Annotated in this window: 9 protein-coding genes; 4 read left to right on the top strand and 5 right to left on the bottom strand. The window is 57.2% G+C overall.

Features of this window, described 5'->3' with window-relative positions:
- Window positions 1-391: 391 nt before the first annotated feature.
- Window positions 392-1,558 carry an ABC transporter substrate-binding protein gene (locus tag AC3WVQ_RS22915; protein WP_192444726.1) on the bottom strand — a complete coding sequence of 389 codons (1,167 nt, stop codon included), beginning with the start codon at window positions 1,556-1,558 and terminating at the stop codon, window positions 392-394.
- A gap of 415 nt (window positions 1,559-1,973) precedes the next feature.
- On the opposite strand from AC3WVQ_RS22915, the gene AC3WVQ_RS22910 reads away from it, so the two are divergent.
- The gene (locus AC3WVQ_RS22910) at window positions 1,974-3,176 is read left to right on the top strand and encodes an NAD(P)/FAD-dependent oxidoreductase (protein WP_404526735.1); all 1,203 of its coding nucleotides are present in this window, start codon (window positions 1,974-1,976) and stop codon (window positions 3,174-3,176) included.
- Window positions 3,177-4,726: 1,550 nt separating this feature from the next.
- Here AC3WVQ_RS22910 and AC3WVQ_RS22905 read toward each other — a convergent pair.
- From AC3WVQ_RS22905 to AC3WVQ_RS22890, 4 genes are read right to left on the bottom strand one after another with little or no spacing between them, the layout of a single operon-like run.
- Window positions 4,727-5,428, bottom strand: coding sequence for an ABC transporter ATP-binding protein (locus tag AC3WVQ_RS22905; RefSeq protein WP_492382997.1), 702 nt, complete (start codon window positions 5,426-5,428; stop codon window positions 4,727-4,729).
- Entirely contained in the window at window positions 5,421-6,179 is a 759-nt protein-coding gene (locus tag AC3WVQ_RS22900) for an ABC transporter ATP-binding protein (protein ID WP_192444720.1), read from the bottom strand. The genes AC3WVQ_RS22905 and AC3WVQ_RS22900 overlap by 8 nt, the downstream gene beginning before the upstream one ends.
- On the bottom strand, window positions 6,176-7,240 hold the full coding sequence (locus AC3WVQ_RS22895) for a branched-chain amino acid ABC transporter permease (protein ID WP_246810385.1): 1,065 nt from the start codon (window positions 7,238-7,240) through the stop codon (window positions 6,176-6,178). Before AC3WVQ_RS22895 ends, AC3WVQ_RS22900 begins: the two co-directional genes overlap by 4 nt.
- Window positions 7,233-8,105 (bottom strand): branched-chain amino acid ABC transporter permease, encoded by an 873-nt coding sequence (locus AC3WVQ_RS22890; protein ID WP_192444718.1) that lies wholly within the window; start codon window positions 8,103-8,105, stop codon window positions 7,233-7,235. Before AC3WVQ_RS22890 ends, AC3WVQ_RS22895 begins: the two co-directional genes overlap by 8 nt.
- A 510-nt stretch (window positions 8,106-8,615) precedes the next feature.
- Between AC3WVQ_RS22890 and AC3WVQ_RS22885 the strand changes: the two genes are divergently transcribed.
- The 3 genes from AC3WVQ_RS22885 to AC3WVQ_RS22875 all read left to right on the top strand — a co-directional run bounded on the left by AC3WVQ_RS22885 (window position 8,616) and on the right by AC3WVQ_RS22875 (window position 15,554).
- Window positions 8,616-9,083 carry a MarR family winged helix-turn-helix transcriptional regulator gene (locus AC3WVQ_RS22885; protein WP_348646795.1) on the top strand — a complete coding sequence of 156 codons (468 nt, stop codon included), beginning with the start codon at window positions 8,616-8,618 and terminating at the stop codon, window positions 9,081-9,083.
- Window positions 9,084-9,671: 588 nt separating this feature from the next.
- Window positions 9,672-14,957, top strand: coding sequence for a trifunctional serine/threonine-protein kinase/ATP-binding protein/sensor histidine kinase (locus AC3WVQ_RS22880; RefSeq protein ID WP_492382996.1), 5,286 nt, complete (start codon window positions 9,672-9,674; stop codon window positions 14,955-14,957).
- A 465-nt stretch (window positions 14,958-15,422) separates the two neighbouring features.
- Window positions 15,423-15,554 carry a hypothetical protein gene (locus AC3WVQ_RS22875; protein ID WP_281436401.1) on the top strand — a complete coding sequence of 44 codons (132 nt, stop codon included), beginning with the start codon at window positions 15,423-15,425 and terminating at the stop codon, window positions 15,552-15,554.
- Window position 15,555: the final 1 nt, after the last annotated feature.

Raw genomic sequence — 15,555 nt, 5'->3', positions numbered from 1 at the left:
GCGACGCAGCCTGCTGGTGCTGTGCCAGGGACTCGTTCAGCGTCTTTTTCACGCCTTATCGATCAGTATACGTCTCATTTGGCACTATCACCTCCTTCCCACTTGCGGCGGCTGTTGCGAACGCTTTCCTCTTCGGCTTAAAATCGCATGCGCGCGCAACCTCGCAACCAGCGGGGTCGCAACCTGAAGAAGCCAAAAGCACAAGATCGTTTGCCCACATTAGCAAACGAGAATTTGGGTACCCTGCCCAATTGCCAGGACAACAGAGCGCACCACACGCTCCGTCTTCCGGTATTCCCGCTCATAGTGCCGACGGGTAATTGCCGGCGCAGAGCGATCGGCTGATCTTCGCTACCGCCTGGAGCGGTTGAGCGAAGTCCACCAGGTTTCGCTAATCCATCGTGCATTCCGATGCATAGGAATCGGTATGACCAACAAGTGCGGTCTCAAAAGGCTTCATGATCGTTCGGCCTTGCTCGTCTTTCTCAACGTTTGCAATGTAGTAGTTCTCGATCGGATACTGGTTGTTGTTGAACTTGAATGGGCCTCGGATTGATTTGAAATCGGCCTTCCGGAACGCTTCACGCAGCGCAGCCTTGTCCTCGATCTTGCCTCCAACCTGCCCAATCGCAGCATCAAACAGTCTTGCCGTGTCGTATGCCTGTGCGGCGTATCCGGAAGGTAGGCGTCCGTATGCCTTTTCGAAGCTTGCTACGAATTCCTTGTTCTCCGGATTATCGATCTTCTCGGTCCAAGCCGCTGCCGCCGTTGCGCCGATTGGCGCGTCGCCCACGGCAGGAAAGATTGTCTGATCGAAGGAAAAGGATGGACCGTAGAGCGGGATAGACTTCTTGAGGCCAGCATCGTCGTATTGCTTTATGAAGCTAATTCCCAGGCTTCCCGGATAGAAGAAGAACACGGCCTTCGGCTTTGCGCTCCGCAACGCTGCAAGCTCGGCAGCGAAGTCAAGCTGATCAAGCTTTGTATAGACCTCTTTGACGATCTCTCCTTTATAGAACCGCTTGAAGCCCGCGATGAGATCCTTCCCCGCAGGATAATTCGGAGCCATCAGGTAGACGCCGGAAATGTTTTGCCGCGTCATATACGCGCCCATGGCCTCAGCGGGCCCGTCGTTCTGATAGGACGGCACGAAAAAATAGGGATCACATTGCTTGCCCGCCAACTGTGAGGGGCCTGTGCCCACGCTGAACAGGAACGTCTCAGACTTCAATATCGGCTTAGCCGCCGCGAGGAGAACATTCGAGAAGTTCATTCCGACAACGATATCGACCTTGTCCTGCTCCACAATCTTGTCGGCCAGCTGTCGCCCCACGTCCGGCTTGGCCTGGTCGTCGCCTATGATCAGGTTGACGGGGAGGCCGCCGAGTTTGCCGCCGGACTTTTGAAGCCCCAGCTTGAAGCCGTCGAGCAATTCCGACCCCAGCATCGCGTTTGCTCCGGTGAACGTAGCAACGAAGCCGATCCGGACCTCTTCAGCTGCGTGCACCGGAGTAATGCCAGCAACGAAGGTTGTTGCAAGTAATGCTTCGCGGATCATGGTTTCCTCCCATTTGGCCTTGATCGGCCGTTGATGACTACGCATTCCACTAGAGTTACAGCCGTTGCGGCACGAAACGCCGACCAACGCAGGCCGAAAAAGACCAATATGCCATCGCCTGATTTTAGGCAGTATACGAATGGTTCGTATGCTTGTCAATTGTCTTCGCTGGCCCTGAGACGGCGAAGCTGTTGTTATTGGACCCCATGCCCCAGCCCCATTTTGCACTTGCGCAATCACGATACGTATGCGAATTATTAGTATACGTCGCATTCATGAACGAACGGCGAAAGCGGAAGCTCGCTGAGAGCGGCCGTTCCAAGCTCTTAAAATCAACGGCCGCGTTTTTCGTATGTACGACCTGAATTAAGAACCACTCGAAGGTGGTCAATCGTTTTCAAGGTAGAGGTGGGAAATGAACCATTTTGATGTTGTTGTGCTGGGAGGTGGATACGCCGGAATGACGGCGGCGGATCGCATCCTTAAGGCCGAGACAGGCGCAAGTGTGCTGCTCGTGGATGCAAAGGCTGAATTTGTTGAGCGTATCAGGCTTCACGAAATCGCCGCGGGCGCGTCCGAGGGGCACTACCCCTACGCCAGCCGAATGGAAATGCTTGGTGGCTCGTTTCTTCAGGGCGAGGTGGCGGCTATCGATCCCGATCGATCGACGCTGCTGGTTGCGGCTTGGGATGGCCAGCAAGCTGAAATTACCTATGGCTCCCTCATCGTCGCTATCGGAAGTCGTAGCAATCGCCACATGGTACCCGGGATCAAGCAAAACGCCATTTGCCTCGACAGTGTAGCCGAGGTACGCGGACTGTCCGAATGGGCCAGCACGTCGCGAGGTCGGCTCGTCATTGTCGGGGGTGGCTTAACTGCCATCGAGGTGGCTTGCGAGTTCGCCGAACAATATCCCGAGATCGAGGTCGTCATGATCGGAGCAGACGAACTTCGCCCCTCGAGCCTGCCCGGCGGATATGACCCGGCAGCGGTGAGACATCTCAGAGGTACTTTTGACCGACTGGGCGTCCGGTTCGTCGAGAAAGCGCTCGTATCAGCGATCCATCCGCAGCAAGTGAAACTGCAAGACAGAGAAACCATAACATTCGACCGCTGCATCTGGGCCGCGGGCTTCGTAGTACCAGACCTGGCGCAGCGATCTGGTATAGCGACGACTGCGTCGGGCCGGATCGTCTGCAACCCGACCCTTCAATCCGTTTCGCATCGGAACATCTTCGCGGCTGGCGACATCGCCGAAGTGCATGCCGAACCGGGCGGGTTGTGCCGAATGAGCTGCGCGGCGGGCCGTCCCATGGGTGAGGCAGCAGCGGCGAGCGTCATCAACGTGCTTCGAAATGAGGCCCCCGCAGCATTCAAATTCGGGTACGTTTTTCGTTGCGTAAGTCTCGGTCGCAAGGACGGATTGATCCAGTTTGTCGACTTGACCGACCGCCCGATGAAGGAGATTTGGACGGGCGAGAGAGCTGCCCGCTGGAAAGAATATGTCTGCCGTCGCACGGTGGCGGGTGTTGGCATGGCCGAAGATCTGGAAGCTCCAGACACTCCGCCAGTGGCCGCCACTTCGCAGCAGGCTTTGATGTATCTCGCCGAAGGCTAATCTTCGCCGGGTGGGCTGCACTCGCTCCTGCACGCTCCTCATGGGCGCCCGGCACGAGTCCGGGCGCAAATACCATCGAGACACGATCGGCTACTGGATTATCGTGTGGGAATGCGTGTTCGAGGTGCCATGTTCACGTTGATCAAAAGTCCGAGCTGCTGCGTCCAACCTGGAAGGTGCGAGCTGGAACAGGAGACGAGAATTCCGCCAAGACGGGCGGCAGCATGTTCACAGAACATATCTGTGCCGTGGACCTCGCAACCCGAGCGCCAAACGGCGCGGACAGGAAACGCACCCCTCCTCGAGAGTGGCAGACGTCTTTCACCAGCCGAGCGGGCGATGCCGCGCCTGGCGATCTCTGCCGCCGATGCGCAAAGGGCGTTAAAGGTTGGCGACGGTCGAGGAATGCCCCGCCGGGACCTCAAGCAGTTCGCCCCCGGCAAGACGGGCGCGACGCCGCGGCGACGCTTGCGCCCATCGAGATGGCTCGGTCGCAGCCTGTCGCCGAGGACTCGCGCCCAAGCTCGCCGAAGCCTTTGGAGACTCTCGCGATCCACCCTCCCCCTGAGATCAGGCACCTGGCTCGAATTGCCCGCCTGCCGAAGATCGCCATGCCATAGGGAGCCAACTTCAAGATGCCGACCTTCGTTGCGCATTCCATCGCCGAGCTGTCGAGCAGGCCCTGAACCGTCGGCGTGAACTGCCTTTGCATTCGGTGTCCCGATGACTGCCGACTGCAAAGGCAGCAGACGTCGACGAACGAACGAGCCTTGTCTGAACAGACGGGTGGGAACCACGGCTTTTCGTCACAAACCGTTGAAAGTCACTTGTGGCCGGCGGGATTTCGGCCCGTCGATCCAGTGAGAGGGAGCATCGAAACTCGCCCTGCCCTTTCGTAGATGTCGCCCCTTCAATACCTGCAAGGAAGTCATCGGGCACCCAGCCAGGCTTGATCGCAGAGGGCGCTTGTAGAGCTGTGCTGTCAGGCGAAGCGCCCCGATCGTTTCCTCAACGAGGATTGGGAGGGCGGTGAAGCACCAGGTCATCGCACATCGGCAGACGGTGGACGCTCCATACGAGGGCGCCTCGGTTGCAGCGTCCAGCGGTTGACGTTGCGCCGGAAGCGAACGCATTGCGAGATGCCGTCGGGGCGGGCGGTTTCAACCGTTCGTGACGACTGGCCCGTAGCGGCCAGAGGGTTCGCGAACTACACCAAAATCCGAATAGACCTTCAATTATGCGCTCAGCAACGTCAGTGGTAGAGCATACCGTTCGCCGCAAGAGGATTCGATAGCGTGAAGAAACGGCACTGGACACCAGGCGTTACCCCAGTATCTACCTGCGTTTGAAAACAAGAGAGGCGATGATCGCTCATCGCCTCTCCGCTTCTGAGCGGGCGAATTTGCAGGGACGTTCGCTCAGAAATCCAAGCAACGTGCTTCATCTCCCAAGACGAGTACGTGCTTCTCCATGAATGGTTTGGAGCGATGCCCGCAGGGGCGGGCTACGACTGCGGCGAGGCCTTCCAACGTCGGCAAGTCAACAGTGCGTCAGACGCCCAAGTACTGATTGCGCACGGATTCATCGCACTTGAGTTGCTCTGAGGAGCCTTCCCAGACGACCTGCCCCTTGTCGACGACGTAATGGCGGTCGGCAAGCGGCAACAAGTGGCTCAGGTTCTTATCGATGACAAGAATTGATTGCCCCATGCTCTTTAACAATTTCAAGCAGTTCCATATCTCTTCACGGATTAAGGGTGCGAGACCCTCCGTTGCCTCGTCGAGGATAAGCAAGCGCGGGTTGATCATGAGAGCACGTCCAATCGCAAGCATTTGCTGCTCCCCTCCAGACAGTTGATCCCCCATGTTCTCAAGCCTTTCGCCCAGGCGGGGGAAAAGGCGCATGATGGCTGCAAATGTCCAGGGTGATGAGCCGTCTGCGCCCGGCCGTGCTGTGGCAATCAAGTTTTCTCGAACAGTGAGATTGGGAAAGATATGCCGCCCCTCAGGCACTAGACCAATCCCGACGCGAGCCACACGATGCGCAGGGAGCCCGGCGATCTTTCGTCCGCTGAAGCGGATAGAGCCGCCCTTTACTCCCACCTGCCCCACTATAGCCTTGACGGTCGTGGTTTTGCCCATGCCGTTTCGCCCGAGAAGGGTCACGATCTCGCCTGTGTCCACTTTTAGCGTCATGCCAAAAAGTGCTTGGCTGGAGCCATAGAATGCCTTGATGTCATCAACTTCAAGCATGGGGGCCCTCCTCCCCGAGATATGCCTTTTGCACGTCCGGGTTTGAACGGATTTCAGCAGGTGTTCCGGTGGCAAGACAACGGCCGTAAACCAGGACGCTAATTCTGTCAGCGAGTGCGAAGACCGCCTCCATGTCGTGCTCTATTAGTACAATCGTGTACCGAGACTTGATGCGGGAGAGAAGCTGGACCATAGCGGCGGATTCCTCCTGACCCATTCCTGCCATTGGTTCATCGAGGAGTATCAATTTCGGTTCGGTTGCAAGGGCAACCGCCAGTTCAAGCTGGCGCTGCTCGCCGTGGGCGAGCTCACCGGCCAAATTGTCCCCTCGCCGTAGCAGGCCGACCAGCTGGAGCAGCGCGCGCGCCGGTTCGACGAGCGAGGAATCATCACTCGCAGACCGCCAGGGTCGGAAACTGTGGCCTTGGCGCGCCTGAACCGCTAGAGCGACGTTCTGCAATGCAGTCATATCCTTGCAAAGCGAAGTAATCTGAAATGAACGTACCAAACCCTGTCGGCAGCGCTGGGGCGTGCTCATGCGGGTGATGTCACGACCTTGAAACAGGATTCGGCCTCCCGTTGGCGGAACCTCACCCGCAAGCTGCGAAATCAGAGTCGTCTTGCCGGCACCGTTGGGCCCGATGATCGCGTGAAGTTCACCCTCGGCGACCTCGAGGGACAAGTTGTCCGTGGCCACCAAGCCACCGAACCGCTTCACCAGCCCCTCAGTCTTGAGAAGAAGTTCAGTCATTGACGCACCTTTCTGCCGCCCAATGCTCCAAATGCACTGGCTAGACCGCCTTTTGCGAAGAGGACTACGAAGATTAGGATCGGCCCGAGAATGACCTGCCAATGAGTGGTGTAGCTTCCAATCACAAGCTCGAGCAGCAGATACGTTGCGGCGCCGACGATAGGACCGAACACCGTCCCAATACCGCCCACTATGACCATCGTGATCAACTCGCTCGAGCGCACCCAGGCCATGTCGGCAGGGCTGACGAACTGCTGGCTTTGTGCGAGCATGACACCCGCCAATCCCGCGATAGCGCCAGAGATTACAAAGCATGCAAGCTTGTATTGGTATGTTGAAAAACCGATCGCACGCATACGCCGGTCGTTTTGCTGTGCACCTCGGATGACCATCCCGAACCGGGAGTTCACAATCCTCCAAACCAGGTATGAGCAGCCAGCGAGGACAGCGAGCGTTACGTAGTAGAACGTGATCCGGTCATCGAGATCTATGAAACCAAGCTCTGTCGGCGGCGTGAATTGAAGGCCGTCTTCTCCCCCATAGGTCTCCAGCGAGATGAAGAAGTAATAGAGCATCTGCGCGAACGCCAACGTGATCATGATAAAGTACAAGCCGCTCGTCCTGAGGGAGATCAGCCCGATCACCAGGGCGACCAGTGCGGCCGCTGCCACGGCAGCGGGCCACGTGAAGTAAAGTTGGTCGAAGGGCTGCAGAACAAATGGCCAGCTCATAATCGGCTCACCGTTTTCGACGTGCCAAGCCATGATCCCGATTGCATAGGCTCCGACGCCCATGAAAGCGGCGTGACCGAAGCAAACCATGCCGCCAAAGCCCAAAATCAGGTCGAGGCTCACAGCCGCAAGCGCCATTATCATCACACGAGTCGCGAACCGGATGTAGAACGGCTCTTCGAGGTAACTCGCGACAGCTGGTACCAGCGCAAGCAACAGAAAGCCTGCGATGACCAAGCACAAAGGGGACGCCAGACGTTGACGCGACATAGGTGCACCTGACGCGGGGGTGGCATTCTGGTCGAGGGGGTAAACTAGCAACTTATCCATGAGCGGGGAACAATCCTTTCGGGCGCCAGAAAAGAACGAGTGCCATCAGCACATAAATGCCAATGTCACCCATGGAGGCAGGGAGTGTGATGCGGCCAAACGTGTCGATAGCCCCAACCAGGAGCGCCGCAACAAAGGCGCCACGGATCGAGCCGATGCCGCCGATGACGATCACCACGAGCGTAAGAATAAGAATCTCGTCGCCCATCCCTGAACGGACGGCCATGATCGGACCTGCCATCGTTCCGGCGAACCCGGCCATTGCGCAACCTAATCCAAAGACTGCGGTGAAGAGCAGCGAGATGTTCACACCCATCGTGCTCACCATCATGCGGTTTGATGCCCCGGCTCGGATCAACATACCTGTCCGGGTCTTATGGATGAGGACATAAAGCATCACCGCCACTGCGAGACCCGCAACAATAATCGCCAATCGTATGGCCGGATAAGACAAGCCAGGAAGAAGCTCGATGCCTTCTTTCAATGCGTCGGGCACGGGCAAGAAGAGCGGTAGCGGCCCCCAAATTATCCGGACGAGATTGTTGAAGAAAAGGATCAATCCCACCGTACAAAGAACCTGGTCGAGCGGGGGTCTTGCGATGACGTGACGCAGTACCAACAACTCGGCGGCCACTCCGATCAACGCCGTGGCGAGAGGTGCGCCTAAGGCTGCGATCACGAACGATCCAGTCATATGGTAGATCGTTGCAGCGAAGTAAGCACCGAGCATGTAGAACACACCGTGCGCCAGGTTGATAAAGTTCATAATACCAAGGACGAGCGTGAGCCCGGCCGCCATCAGAAAGAGCATGACGCCCAATTGAAGGGCGTTCAGCGTTTGCTCGATTAGCAGAATTCGATCCATATTCTCCTCCGGAGCGCAACTCGGTATACTGGCGAGAGGCCCGCCAGCGATTTAGAATGAAGGTGCGCAGCTATCAGCGGCTCAGTTCCGCATGCCTAAGGCAAGTTGCGTCACTGGCATCGTGGGCGAAACCGGCTCATTGGCGGTAATATCGCCTTCAGTTCAGCAGTACAGTTGAGCGCGCAGGATGGACGTAAGCGCTTTCACCACCCGAAATGCGTTGATCGGCAAACACATCCTGGGCAATCTCATCGATCATAGGAACCTCCCATTCCAATAGCTCGGCGACCGCCGGGCGATTCGGAACTCCTTGAGACCGTCTGCGCCCAAGGTTGCGCTGCTTTGTCCGCTGCGCACCTGTCGGTTTTCCCGACTAGCACGCGCCTCCTCAGCGCGTGCCAGTAGTTGCTGATTTTAGGAAGTATACGAACCATTCGTATGCTTGTCAACGCATCTGGAAGCGCCTATTCTCTCTATTGACTTGAAACAAACACACATGACGGAGAGCACGTGCTCGAGATCTACAAGCTGCCAGGGCATCTCATACGCCGGATGAATCAGATATCGATGTCGGTCTTTGCGGAGCGCATGGCAAGTCAAGGCTACGACCTCACCTCAGTCCAGTTTGCTGCACTCACCGCACTAGAAGCCAGCCCGGGGATTGACCAAGCCACGCTCGCCGGAATGATTGCCTATGATCGCGTGACGATCGCTGGCGTGGTCGAAAGGCTTGAACAGAAGGGTCTAATCGAGCGGACGGTGAATTCGCGGGACCGTCGGTCTCGACTTCTTAAGTTAAGCGCAGACGGAAACCGCGTCCTGGCACAGCTCATGCCTGTCGTTCGCGACTTGCAAGATGACATCCTTACCGGCCTCGACAAGTCTGAGAAGGAAGCTCTGATAAGCCTGCTGGAGAAAGCGACGAACGCTGGCAACCAGAACAGCCGCGCCCCCTTAACGGTAAGGCCGTCACCGTAGGGGGGCGTAACAACCGCTCGACGTGAGTCCGGTCGCCCGAAGAAGCGCGGCGGCGGACGGTGTATGGCGAAGCGGGTGAACAGCATCCGCCGACGACAGTTGGTCGTAGGGCGAACTACCAACTCACTTGAGAAACGCGAGTATCGTGCGCCTTGGCAACCCATCGGCTCCCATTAAACCGACACCAAAGTCTGATGGACGTCTGAGAAATGGAGGTGTACCGTGGCCAACGAATGCGCGTCCCAGCGTCTCGTCGACTAACTTAGAGTTGAGGGTTCTTGGCCGATGCGACATATCGGCAAGGGGAACAGTATCGATGATCAAGGGCTGAGAGACAAACCATTTGATCTCTCGTCTTACGCACTTGAGCCCTTGCTGCAGAACGGCGAGTTCGTAATCAGCCGCGCTCGGCCTACAGGGCAAGCGCGAGACCATTGTTCGCTACTCGTCTTAAGCCACATTTCAGATCGGCCCTCGCCAAGCCAACTCCGCTTGCTTGAATGTGAATTTGGGCTGCGAGGTGAGCTTGGCTCAAGCTGGGCCCTTTGTCCCATCGACCTTGTGCAGCACGAAGGTCGGATCAGCCTGGTGTATGGTGATCCGCTGGCCGAACCACTACCGCGCCTCCTCGGGGCATTCCAAACAGACACCGGCTTTGGCGCAACCAAGCCGGTTCCGTCGATGGAGGTGGGGCGGTACCTAAAAATCGCGTCGAACGTTGCGGCCGCTGTGAGACAGATGCATCAGACGGGCATCATCCACAAGGACATCAAAACAGCACACATATTCGTAAATGAAACAACCGATCAGGTTTGGCTCACCGGCTTCGGCATCGCATCCCGGACGACGCGCGAACGGCAGTCGCAGAAGCCGCCGGAGGCGCTCGCCGGTACCCTGGCATACATGGCGCCTGAACAGACCGGGCGGATGAACCGATCCGTGGACTCCAGGAGCGATCTCTATGCGCTGGGTGTTACCCTCTACGAAATCGTCACTGGCTCCTTGCCATTCACTGCAGCTGACCCCATGGAGTTGGTTCATTGCCACATAGCACGACAACCCGTTCCTCCCGCTGATCGAGTGAGCGGACTGCCCGTACCGATTTCAGCCATTGTTATGAAGCTGCTCGCGAAGACGGCAGGAGAACGTTATCAGACTGCGGCTGGGCTGGAGCATGATCTCCGGCGCTGTCTGCATCAACTTGGCGCGCATGGGCGGATCGACGAATTCGTGTTGGGCGAGCACGACGTCCCAGATCGCTTGCTTGTTCCCGAGAAGCTCTACGGTCGCGAGCGGGAGGCCGAAGCGCTGCTCCACGCTTTTGAACGTATCGCCGACGGAGCCCCTCCAGAGTTCGTTGTACTGTCAGGTTACTCGGGCATCGGCAAGTCGTCGGTTGTCAACGAACTGCATCCGGTTCTCGTTGCCAACAATGGCCTTTTTGCCGGGGGCAAGTTCGACCAGGTTAAACGCGATGTACCGTACGCTACCTTGGCGCAGGCGTTTCAAGGCCTAGTTCGGATGCTCCTTGCAAAGAGTGACTCCGACCTCGGGATCTGGTCCGCCGAAATTCGGACTGCATTGGGACAAAACGGGGCGATCGTTGTTGACCTAGTCCCAGAGTTGAAATTTGTCATCGGGGAGCCGCCGACGGCACCTGAATTCTCGGCTCAAGACGGACAGCGGCAACTCCATCTCGCTTTCCGACGTTTCCTTGCCGTGTTTGCTCGTAAAGAACATCCCCTCGTTCTCTTTCTTGATGATCTACAGTGGCTCGACATTGCGACGCTTGCGTTGCTGGAAGATTTGCTAACCCAGCAAGACACCAAGTACATTCTGTTTGTTGGTGCCTACCGTGACAACGAAGTAACCGCCTCACACCCGCTAATGGCTACACTAACTCGGCTTATGCGCTCTGGCGTCATCGTAAAGGACATCGGCCTCGCACCGTTAACTTTCCAACATACCAATAGCCTCATCGCAGATGCCCTCCGCTCCGATGTCGACCACACCCACTCACTTTCCGAACTGGTGCATGAGAAGGCCGGCGGTAACCCGTTTTTCGTGATCCAATTCCTTTCAGCTCTGACCGAGGAGAAGCTGCTTGTGCTCTCGCCAGATCTCATCTGGCAATGGTACCCGGACCGCATCGGTACCAAAGAGTATAGCGAGAACGTTGTTGCTCTTATGACGAGCAAGCTCGGTCGCTTGCCGCATCGCACCTTGCAAGTATTGCAACAGCTGGCTTGTTTCGGGAACAACGTTGATCTGGTGCAGCTGGAAATGGTCAACGAAAACGTAGAGGAAGACCTTCAGTACGCTCTGCGCACCGAACTGGTGTTTGTCTCCGACGGCCGCTGCCGTTTCGTGCACGACAGGATTCAGGAGGCTGCGTACTCGCTTATTCCAGAGGCAGAGCGTGCTGAATTGCATCTGCGAATAGGACGCCGGCTGGCGGCGGGAACTCCGCCGGAACAGCTGGGCGAGAACATCTTCGAGATTGTCGCGCAGTTCAACCAAGGTGGACACCTGATCGTATCGGATACGGAGAGACACCAACTCGCGGAATTCAACCTCATGGCGGCCAGGCGGGCCAAGTCATCAACCGTATATTTGTCAGCGCTGGGCTATCTGGAACGTGGACTGGCACTTCTATCCGACGATGGATGGCAACGCAGGCCAGAGTTGATGTTTGCGCTCGCCTCGCTTCAAGCTGAATGCGAATTTCTAACTGGGCGCCTGGCCACCGCAGAAGAAAGGCTGGCATCACTCTCTACGCTGGCGTCAAATGTGGCCGACCGCGCGAGCATCGCTAGCCTGCGTATCGACCTCTATACTGCGCTCAGCCGCAACGATCGCGCGATTGAAGTTTGCCTGGCATATCTTGGAAAGCTTGGGTCAGAGATCCCGGCACATCCAACCGCCGATGCGGCAAAACGTGAGTATCAACGCACCTGGTCGCTGATTGGTAGTCGCGAAATCGAGGACCTCGCCGCCCTGCCTCAGACTCAGGATTCGGAGGTCGTAGCGACAATGCGGGTTCTGGGCCGAAGCCTGAGTCCTGCTCTTTTTACGGATGCCAATCTGCTCTCGGTCTTGGTGTGCCAAATGACCAACCTAGGTCTCGAGCACGGCCACGCCGGTCTCTCATGCGACGCATACGTTTGGCTCGGGATGATCGCAGGTCCGCACTTCGGTGACTATCGTGAGGGACTCCGGTTTGGCGAACTCGGATACGAGCTTCTACAAAAAATGGGGCCGGGCCAGTTCAGAGCGCATATCCTAGAAAGCTTTGCGACCCTGATCATACCATGGACCAAACACCTCAGAACGGCCCGTGACTTGATGCATAGCGCATTCGATACTGCCACATCGGTTGGGGATCTCACAACTGCCTCCTATTGCGGGAGCGATATTTTCGGAATCCTGCTGGCAGCGGGCGACCCACTTGCCGATATACAGGATGAGGCTGTACGGGCACTCGAATTCAGTCGGCAAGTTCGCTTCGACATGATCGTCGACATCACTTCAGCTCAACTTGCGTTGGTCCAGACCCTCCGCGGCCTCACGCCAACATTCGGCACTCTTGATCATGCTGAGTTTAATGAGGAAAGTTATGAGCTGAAGGTGCAGGCCGAAAGCACGGTGGCGCTGGTCGCGTGCTGGTACTGGATACGGAAGCTGCAGGCCCGATACTTTGCGGGTGACTTTGCTACCGCTGTCCACGCATCGTTCAACGCCAAACGACTGCTTTGGACGTCGCCTTCGTTCATCGAGACCGCAGAAGCTCACTTCTATGGCGCCCTTAGCCAGGCTGCCGCGTGTGACCAAACATTGCCAGACTGGCGCGAGCGTTATCTGCAGGTGATTGTCGAGCATCACGCCAGGCTCGTGGAATGGGCAGTGCACTGCCCGGAGAATTTCGACTGTCGTGCCACTCTCATCGGCGCGGAGATAGCGCGGCTCGAGGGCCAGCAGCTTACAGCACAGCGGCTTTATGAGGCGGCCATCAAGTCGGCACGGAGCAACGCTTTCGTCCACATTGAGGCGATAGCAAGTGAGCTCGCTGCCCGGTTCCATGATGCATGCGGCCTGGAAACCATTTCACACTCATATTTGCGGAACGCGCGCCAATGCTACTTGCGTTGGGGCGCTGACGGCAAGGTGCGACAGCTCGACGGCCTGTTTCCCAACCTGAATTTGGTAGCGTCTGAGCAGGCCCCCTCCACGACGACAGTCGCGTCGCCAGTTGATCAGCTCGACCTCGCAACTGTTCTGAAGGTTTCGCAAGCGATCTCCAGCGAGATCGTTTTTGACAGCCTCGTCAACACATTGATGCGAATTGCGATGGAGCAAGCTGGAGCCGAACGTGCATTGCTCATTCTTATGCGCGACGCGGAGCCAAGGATCGTAGCGGAGGCAACGACTGGTCGGGAGACTATCGTTGTCCAGTTGCACGATAAGCGCCCGACAAGCCACGACTTACCTGAAAGCGTATTGCAATATTCGCAGCATACGCAGGAATTGGTCATTCTAGACGACGCTTCTGTCCAAAACCTGTTCAGCACAGACCCTTACATGGCCCAACGGATACCTCGATCGATCCTGTGTCTTCCTGTGTCGAGTCAAGCAAAGCCGCTCGGGGCACTTTACCTGGAAAATAATCTAACACCTGGCGCGTTCACCCCCGCGCGTACCGCGGTCCTCAAGCTGCTGGCGTCTCAGGCAGCGATCTCAATTGAAAATTCGTATCTCTACCGCGATCTCGCGGAGCGTGAGGCCCGAATCCGCCGATTGGTCGACGCCGACATCATCGGGATTTTCATTTGGGAGTTCACCGGAAGGATTCTCGAGGCGAACAACGCGTTCCTGCGGATGCTCGGATACGACCACGACGATCTAGTTGCGGGCCGACTGAGTTGGCGTAACCTCGTTCCGCGCGCATGGAATGAAACGGACGATCACTTGCTTATCCAGCTGAGGGCGCAGGGCACATTGCAGCCATTCGAGTCGGAGTACTTTCACAAGGATGGAACGCAAGTCCCAGTTCTAATCGGCGTGGCAACCTTCGGAGGAAGCGACCAAGGCGTGGCCTACGTCCTGGACTTGACTGAGCGTAAGGAAGCGCAGGAAGCTCTCGACGCGGCGCGTAACGAGCTGGCGCATGCAGCGCGAACGATGAGTCTCGGGGTGCTGACCGCCTCCATTGCACACGAAATCAGTCAGCCACTCTCGGGGATCATCACAAACGCCAGCACCAATCTGCGCATGCTTGCGGCTGACCCACCCAACATAGAGGGCGCACGCGAAACGGCAAAACGCACTCTGCGGGACGGCAATCGGGCGTCCGAGGTCATCGCGCGGCTGCGCGCGCTCTTCAGCAAAAAGCCGGCCGCTACAGAAGATGTCGACCTCAATACCGCGGCCCGCGCGGTGGTCGAACTTTCCTCTCACGAACTGCAAAGAAATCGCGTCGCGCTTGCGATTGACTTGAGCGACGGCCTGCCCTTCGTCGCCGGCGATCGTGTGCAGCTTCAGCAGGTCATCCTTAATTTGCTGTTAAATGCCTGCGATGCGCTGAGCAGCATCGACGATCGGCCGCGGCAGATCACGATCAAAACCGACTTGGATGAAGTTGGAGAAATTCGGCTCACGGTTGAAGATAATGGAGTTGGCGTGGACCCAAACACGAGCGACCGACTCTTCAACGCCTTCTACACAACCAAGGACCATGGAATGGGAATTGGACTGTCGGTTAGTCGCTCAATCATTGAGCGACATGATGGTCGCATTTGGGCAAGCCCGAACGTAGGCCAGGGAGCCCGCTTCACTATCACTCTGCCGGCAGCCCGCCAATTCGTCACGAATGGTTGAAACCGCCCGCGACGACTGCATTCCCCGGGGCGCAACATCAAGGCCCTGGACATTGCGTTTGAGGCGGCATCCAGATGGAACGTCCATCCTCTGCCGCTGTCAAATGTCGGCGGAAACCGGAAGGCAATTTTTGGCTCCGAAAACCTCGCATCAGCAACGGACAGAGGCTTCCCGGTTCACTAAGGAAATCGCCTGGCAATCAGGCTAATTGATTAGTGAAGTAGCGGAGATATGTAGGGAACTGCCGCACCCTGCCGCGGGGCTATTGTTAAAAATCGCCGAACGATATCGTCGGGAGCAAATGTTTTCCTACACGCAGTCGGAACGGGCACCACGCCGCTGTTAGCCTGAGACTGCAGCAGCACCCGCGCGAACCCGCCTCCCATAAAGTTTTAGGAGGAGGCTTATCGACGCCGCAACACATCTCCGGATAAGAGACGTCCGCAATTGAACACCGGCGGACGCATGAATTCGAAGTGGGAAGCACTCGCATCGGCAAAGAAGCGAATTGTCGATCTTCAGTCGCAGATGACGGCGAAGATTCTCGCTATCGCGGCCGAGGTAGAGAAGCTGACCGAAGTCGCACCCGAGCGCTAGG

This window comes from Ensifer sp. EB106-05-01-XG146 (genome assembly GCF_058791875.1).
The sequence above is the reverse complement of the archived record's forward strand: the minus strand, read 5'-3'. Positions and strand labels throughout refer to the sequence as shown.